This window comes from Microcystis sp. M_QC_C_20170808_M3Col (genome assembly GCF_007095505.1).
Classification (GTDB): Bacteria; Cyanobacteriota; Cyanobacteriia; order Cyanobacteriales; family Microcystaceae; genus Microcystis.
Genome location: NZ_SFBY01000256.1, coordinates 1 through 7,261, shown reverse-complemented (window position 1 = coordinate 7,261; position 7,261 = coordinate 1). Strand labels below are relative to the sequence as shown.

Sequence of the window (7,261 nt, the reverse complement as noted above, 5' to 3'; positions counted from 1 at the left end):
TGTTTCAGTTTTTCTATTAAGCTCAACATATATTTTAAAGTTGCCGGTCACTTCTCATTTTACAAAGACAGTGATCCGTTTTACTTTTGATATTCTGATGGGAGAATGAAACAGCCCTATATGGAATGGGGGGGTTCTCAACATTTTTCGCGGGTTAGACACAATGGCTGAAAATCTAGAGTTTTCGTTGAGGTGCGTCGATGCCTTGTCCAGCAAGGCTTTGAGCCTCATAACTGAGGTAATTATTGAGAATTTTATTAATTATGTCTATGCTTTTCAATATCCCGCGAAAAATTGTTGTACACTCCTTATACAGCCTAGTTTTAGCAAGCTAGTCTTTTAACTTCTTAGCAAGTTTAATTAATGGAAACCGGTTGGAATCTCCTTCCGCAGATTTACTAATTCTCGTGCTTTTCTTTTAACTTCTTAGCAAGTTTAATTAATGGAAACGCTTGTTGTTGCAGGTGAAAAAGCCGGGTTTCCGCAAGGAAACCTTTTAACTTCTTAGCAAGTTTAATTAATGGAAACAAAATCCAACAACTCTCCAATGTTTCCTTCTTTAACTTTTAACTTCTTAGCAAGTTTAATTAATGGAAACAGTTATTAGGCTCACCATCTGTTAACTGGTACGGCTTCCTTTTAACTTCTTAGCAAGTTTAATTAATGGAAACTGGATACCCTTATCAGCATCAGCCGTACGCTGAACTCTTTTAACTTCTTAGCAAGTTTAATTAATGGAAACGTTAAGTTCATGCAACCTCGTTGGTATTTTTTAAGGGCTTTTAACTTCTTAGCAAGTTTAATTAATGGAAACGTTTTCTCATAAGCATACATTTGCTGATGAGTTAACTTTTAACTTCTTAGCAAGTTTAATTAATGGAAACCCAGCGCCAGCGAAATCCTCGCTGGGGTGCTGAAAGAAACTTTTAACTTCTTAGCAAGTTTAATTAATGGAAACAAAAAAGCGAAGTAACCAATGATTGCTACAATAAAAAACTTTTAACTTCTTAGCAAGTTTAATTAATGGAAACCTAAGTCGGCCATGAAGTCGTCCGGCATCCCGTCAACTTTTAACTTCTTAGCAAGTTTAATTAATGGAAACCCTTGTAACACCCGCCACTTCGCAGTGGGTGACGTTAAAGCCAGCTTTTAACTTCTTAGCAAGTTTAATTAATGGAAACCTCAATTCGGTGATCAGGTGGCCCTCCGTTTTGATCCTTTTAACTTCTTAGCAAGTTTAATTAATGGAAACTTTTCCTCCAAATCTTTTATGCGTTTGTTTATGGCTTTCTTTTAACTTCTTAGCAAGTTTAATTAATGGAAACAAATAGTTACAATTTGCGACTACCTCAGCGGCGTTTCTTTTAACTTCTTAGCAAGTTTAATTAATGGAAACGTAAAATGGATGTTAATTTGTCGTATGGTTGTTTGATTGGGCTTTTAACTTCTTAGCAAGTTTAATTAATGGAAACAAACAGTGCAGACGACCATGACAGGAACGCCAGCTTTTAACTTCTTAGCAAGTTTAATTAATGGAAACGAACGACTTTGGTGAAATATTAGTAAAGAAGACAAGAAACAAGCTCTTGAAGATGAAAGAATTCGTAATGCTATTGAAGGGAAATTTGGACAAGCTAAAAGAAGATTTAGCCTCAATCGTGTGATGGCAAAACTTCCCTCAACATCGGAAACAGCCATTGCTATTACTTTTTTAGTTATCAATCTTTCCACCCTGCTTCGGCGGGTTTTTTGGGCTTTTTTATGTCTGAAATGGAAAAACCGCACTTTTTCTGGGTCAATGATTACAATAAGTTATAACTTAGAGATTAATCAACAACTAAAGCTTATGCTTGTAGCTAAGTGAAATCATTGATTAAGAGACCTGTGCTTTTCAATAACTTTTTGCCGCAAACCCTATTTACAGACAATGCTAATTGTATAGTTTCTATTTTGCCATCTATTGATAGTTTTTCATAGAAAGTGTTAATCTGACTGGTTACTGATAACTGAAAAGGTTCTTTAATTCCCTACCATTGTGATAATTGCTGTCATTTAACCCACGACAAAGTTAACTAATTTGCCCGGGACAACAATCACTTTTTTGATTTCCTTGCCCTCTAAATAACGTTGGGTGATTTCTGATTCCAGGGCGAGGGTTTCTAAGGTGCTTTTATCGGCACTAGCGGGAACTTGTATCGTGCCTCTGGTTTTTCCCAAAATTTGGATGACAAGGGTGATCTCGTCCACAATAAGGGCAGTAGGATCAACTTTTGGCCAGGGTTGCAGGTGAATTGATTGGCTATAGCCTAAAGCTTGCCATAATTCTTCGCTAAGATGGGGAGCAAAGAGGGAAAGTAAGATTAATAGGGTTTCGATTCCTTCCCGATAAATGGGGGATTCAAAACACTTATTATCCCCTAAAGCGTTACTGAGTTTCATTAATTCGGAAATGGCGGTATTAAATTGATAATCTCCTTCTAAATCCTCGGAGATTTCTTTAATAGCGGTGTGAATTGCCCGTCTTAAATCCTTGTCAGTTTTCGAGAAAGTTTCTATTTTTTTGACTTGCTTGGGTTTATTTTCAATGTATTCGCTGACTAAACGCCACACCCGATTAAGAAAGCGAAATTGTCCTTCTACCCCGGCATCTTCCCACTGTAAATCTTTTTCTGGAGGTGCGGTAAAAAGTATAAACATTCGGGCAGTATCAGCCCCATATTTTTCGAGGACTTTCAGAGGATCAACGCCGTTATATTTCGACTTGGACATTTTTTCAAAGAAGAAAGAAAGAACTTCTCCCGTGTCTTTATCGCAATATTTATCCTCTTTATAGATAACATTTTCTGCGGGGACATATTTGCCAGTTTCGGGATTTTTGTAGGTTAATCCCTGTACCATTCCCTGGGTTAATAGACGGTTAAAAGGTTCATCGACATTAACTAAACCTCGGTCTCTTAAAACTTTGGTAAAGAAACGAGAATAGAGTAAATGTAGGATAGCGTGTTCGATTCCTCCGACGTATTGATCCACGGGCATCCAATCATTAACCTTCTCGAATTGAAAGGGTATATCTTCATTTTTAGCATCGGTATAACGGAGGAAATACCAACTAGAATCGATGAAAGTATCCATGGTGTCTGTTTCCCGTTTTGCGGGAGTTCCACAACTAGGACAATCCACATTTACCCAGTCTTCCAACTTAGCTAAAGGGGAAGCCCCTCGACCGCTAAATTCGACATTTTCTGGTAAAGTAACGGGTAAATTTTCCACTGGTACTGGCACAGTTCCACAGTTAGGACAGTGGATAACTGGAATCGGACAACCCCAATATCTTTGACGGGAAATTAACCAATCCCGGAGGCGATATTGTATTCTAGCTTTGCCGTAACATTGGGCAGTGGCATAATCAATAATAGCGGTTTTTCCTTCTTGGGAATTCAGTCCATTAAATTGAGCGGAATTAATCATAATTCCCGCTTCTGTATAGGCCTCTTTTAACTCAATTTCGCCACTTTCTGGAGTAATAACTATCTTAATTGGCAGGTTATTTTCCCGAGCGAATTTAAAATCGCGACTGTCGTGAGCCGGGACTCCCATCACTGCCCCCGTACCGTATTCGTAGAGGACATAATCAGCAATTAAAATCGGAATTTCTTCACCAGTAAAAGGATTAATTGCTAGTCCTCCGGTTTTAATACCGCGTTTGGGTTTATCTTCGGCAGTTCTTTCTAATTCGCTTTCGCTGGCTATCTCTTGAATAAAAGTTTCTACGGCCGATTTTTGTGCGGGAGTGGTAACTTGTAAAGTTAAGGGATGTTCGGGAGCAAGTACCACATAAGTCACTCCATAAACCGTATCGGGACGAGTGGTAAAAACGGCAATTTTTTCTGTGGAATTAACAAGAGGAAATTCTAAATAAGCACCTACCGATTTACCGATCCAGTTGCCCTGCATGGTTTTAACCCGTTCTGGCCAACCGGTAAGTTTATCTAAATCAGTGAGTAATTGTTCGGCATAATCGGTGATTTTTAGGAACCATTGCCGTAATAATTTTCTTTCTACTTTAGCACCCGATCGCCAAGATTTTCCTTCACTATCTACCTGTTCATTGGCCAAGACAGTTTGATCGATAGGATCCCAATTCACTGCCGCTTCTTTTTGGTAGGCTAATCCCGATGCAAAAAACTGTAAAAATAGCCATTGGGTCCAACGATAATATTCCGGGGAACAGGTGGCAACTTCTCTTTCCCAATCGATAGATAATCCTAACTGTTGTAATTGCCGTTTCATCTGGGCAATATTTTGCTCGGTCCATTTTGCCGGAGGAACTCCCCTTTCAATGGCGGCATTTTCTGCGGGTAATCCGAAAGCATCCCACCCCATGGGATGCAGGACGCGATAACCCTGCATTCTTTTCAGACGGGCAATCACATCGGTGATAGTATAGTTGCGAACGTGACCCATGTGCAGGTTGCCCGATGGATAGGGGAACATGGAGAGGGCGTAAAATTTCGGTTTATCGGCGTTTTCTGGGGTTTTGTCTAATCCCATTTGCTGCCAAATCTTCTGCCATTTCTGTTCGATTTCTGCGGGGTTGTACGGCACTGGGGTCCTTTCTCCTGAGTTTTATCTATCCTTCCCATTTTACCTGACTGGTATCGACGCCGGTTGCCCCATGAACTTTACTGGCGATCGCAACCATTTTATTTAAAGTCGCCTGATTGGAAACCTTGCCTTTTAGTACAACTTTACCACCAGTTTGAGCGACCCACAATTTGTCTTCATCAGCTAAATCCGGTGTCTCGTCAAAAGCTAAAACTACTCGTTTAGCTAGTCCGCTTTCGTCGTATTTTCCATCTAATCCGACTCTTTCGGGGGGAATACCCGCAGCAGCGGCTTTCCCTGCGATCGCACTAGCGGCATCTGCCGGTTTATCTAAGCCAAAAATTCTTTTTAACCAATCCATTGCTAACACTCCTGATTGAGTCCTGTCCTAAAACCCCAATTTCTTTAAGAGGGATTTGGTCGAAACGATGTGTCGATCTAATCCTAAACGATCGGGACTGACTCCCACCGCTAAAGCGACCAATTGGGAAAAATGTAACACGGGTAAACCTAAACTTCGACCGATCACTTTTGCCACTTCCGGTTGTCGGGAATCAAGATTAAGATGGCATAAAGGACAAGGGGTGACTAAACAATCGGCCCCCGCTGCCATCGCCTCTAAAATGTGTTTTCCTGCCATTTGGAAGGATTGGGTGGTGGCATAACTGGACAGAGGCCAACCACAGCATTGAGTGCGTCCTTGATAATAAATCGGATTCGCCCCCACCGCTCGAAAGACATTTTCTAGAGATTCCGGCTGAAAGGGATTATCGTAGGGGAGAGTATCCTGGGCCCGCAGGAGATAACAACCATAAAAACTGGCACAATTTAACCCTGATAAGGGACGAACCACCTTGGCCGCCAGATTATCTAAGCCATAATCGCCGACAATTGCCCAGAGTAGGTGTTTAACCGTCGTCGTACCTTGGTAGGGGGAACAATGTTCTTTCTGTAAATAATTATTAACTTCCTCAACATAATTGGGATTATTATGCTTTGCTTCCTTCAAGCGCTCGTCCACATGACCGATCACTCCTTGACAGGTGCTACAGTGAGTCAACAGGGGTAAATTGAGGGCTTCCGCTAGGGCAATATTGCGCGCATTGACGGCATCTTCCAAGAGTTGCGAATCTTCCTTATAGGTTCCCGAACCACAACAGGCAGCTTTTTTGAGTTCGACTAAATTAATCCCCAAAGCTTCCGTCAGGGCTGCCGTGGATAAATATAGTTCCCGACAGGCACCTTGGGCGACACAACCGGGAAAATAAGCATACTGGAGATTGTTGACTGTCATGGATTCTAGGAAATTACTACTCATTACCTATCTACCATCTTGGCCCCCTTCCCCTCTGTCATCACTAAAGTCATGGAATTTCTTAATAGACAGTCTTTTGTGAGCTGCTCCGAACAAGTGTACGGTAGTTTGTCCCAGAAATAATATCCAAAAACGAGGAGAGCCATCTCAACAGTATAATGCCTCTCCTTGAAAAAAATTGTTGTCCTGAGGAGTCGGTTGTACAAATGGGAATCTGCCCGGTCAAGAGGTGATTTACGGGTATAATTGAGAGTGCAGCCGAGAAATTGCGGCGAGAAACCCTATTTTGTCTGCTTACGCCGCTTGGGTGAGGGTGATAACAGCATCAAAGTCAGCACGGCTAGGGAAAATAGAGAGAACCCGATCGAGTTGGGTTAATTCAAAGATAATCTTGACTGAAGGTGGAATAGAACAGATATTGAAGGATTTTTCTTGACTTTGAGCCAGACGAAAGGCGCTAACTAAAGCCATTAATCCAGCGCTGTCGAGGAATTCCACCCTACTCATATCCACCAGAAAAGTGATAGAGCGACTCCGGTTAACCAGATTGGTGAGCTGCTCTTGAAATTCTAGGACGTTAGCGGCGGTAATATAGCCGTTTGGCTCAAATAGAGCAATTTCCGGGACTTTTACAGGACTTTTCATGGCTGGGCTTTGAAATTCATAAATGAACCTTTTAACTAGAGATCAGATACCGCTATTATGTCCTAACTTTCTGATTTTGTAACCTTCGTCTTGATATATTTTCTCTCTCCTGAAAAGATTAATCTTTTCTTAATCTTTACCCCTTTAGGAAGGAACCGGTTTTAGGTTAACCTTGGGATCCGAACAGTAAAGAGAAACAGTGATCAGGACTTACTCGGGTGAACATCAGGGGAAAGTCGTTAGGTTTAAGTTCTAATCCCGAATGACTGATGATGACCAAGCATTATACTGGTATTTTTGCTGAAATAAAGTAAAGCAGGATACAGAAACTAGATTTATTGAACTAGCGTAAGAAAATTGTGGATACCCAGCCGACTATCCGCCAATTAGTGGAACAAGCCCTATATTATCGTCAGATCACGCCAGAAATCGAAAACGGAATTAATGAACTCCTCGCTCGTCTTGGCTACGTTTCCGATGTGGATTACGAGGCCCTAGAGTTACTCATGGATGAAATGGACGAAGGCCGGATTAATCTCGTTCCGCGTCGGTAAGTTGATAGGGATATTTTCGATTAGGTGGTGATTCGGTAGTAGTGATAGCGGCTTAATCCTTTGCTTTGCTGTGCATTGTAGTCATGGATAAAATACCAAACAGCTCCAACGTGATTCTCCATTTTTTTAGAGAAAGATAGAC

Annotated in this window: 5 protein-coding genes, 1 pseudogene and 1 CRISPR repeat array; of the genes and pseudogenes, 2 read left to right on the top strand and 4 right to left on the bottom strand. The window is 41.2% G+C overall.

The genetic code is table 11. The annotated features are described in order from the left end of the window. Positions 1 to 336: 336 nt before the first annotated feature. Positions 337 to 1,540: a CRISPR direct-repeat array (repeat unit 35 nt; unit sequence CTTTTAACTTCTTAGCAAGTTTAATTAATGGAAAC). A gap of 15 nt (positions 1,541 to 1,555) precedes the next feature. Further along, positions 1,556 to 1,864, top strand: a pseudogene (locus EWV84_RS11645) (transposase); the annotation flags it as partial. A 188-nt stretch (positions 1,865 to 2,052) separates the two neighbouring features. Here the strand turns inward: EWV84_RS11645 and leuS are convergent. From leuS to EWV84_RS11625, 4 genes are all read right to left on the bottom strand, one after another. Beyond that, the gene (gene leuS / locus EWV84_RS11640; protein ID WP_287078119.1) at positions 2,053 to 4,605 is read right to left on the bottom strand and encodes a leucine--tRNA ligase; all 2,553 of its coding nucleotides are present in this window, start codon (positions 4,603 to 4,605) and stop codon (positions 2,053 to 2,055) included. A 25-nt stretch (positions 4,606 to 4,630) separates the two neighbouring features. After that, positions 4,631 to 4,966 (bottom strand): BON domain-containing protein, encoded by a 336-nt coding sequence (locus tag EWV84_RS11635; protein ID WP_287078118.1) that lies wholly within the window; start codon positions 4,964 to 4,966, stop codon positions 4,631 to 4,633. Positions 4,967 to 4,993: 27 nt separating this feature from the next. Then, positions 4,994 to 5,923: a CoB--CoM heterodisulfide reductase iron-sulfur subunit B family protein gene (locus tag EWV84_RS11630; protein ID WP_286826238.1), complete on the bottom strand. Its 930-nt coding sequence runs from the start codon at positions 5,921 to 5,923 to the stop codon at positions 4,994 to 4,996. A 291-nt stretch (positions 5,924 to 6,214) separates the two neighbouring features. After that, a complete protein-coding gene (locus EWV84_RS11625) occupies positions 6,215 to 6,565 on the bottom strand; it encodes an STAS domain-containing protein (RefSeq protein WP_287078117.1) in 351 nt (116 codons plus the stop codon). Positions 6,566 to 6,924: 359 nt separating this feature from the next. Between EWV84_RS11625 and EWV84_RS11620 the strand changes: the two genes are divergently transcribed. After that, entirely contained in the window at positions 6,925 to 7,119 is a 195-nt protein-coding gene (locus EWV84_RS11620; protein WP_002761266.1) for a hypothetical protein, read from the top strand. Positions 7,120 to 7,261: the final 142 nt, after the last annotated feature.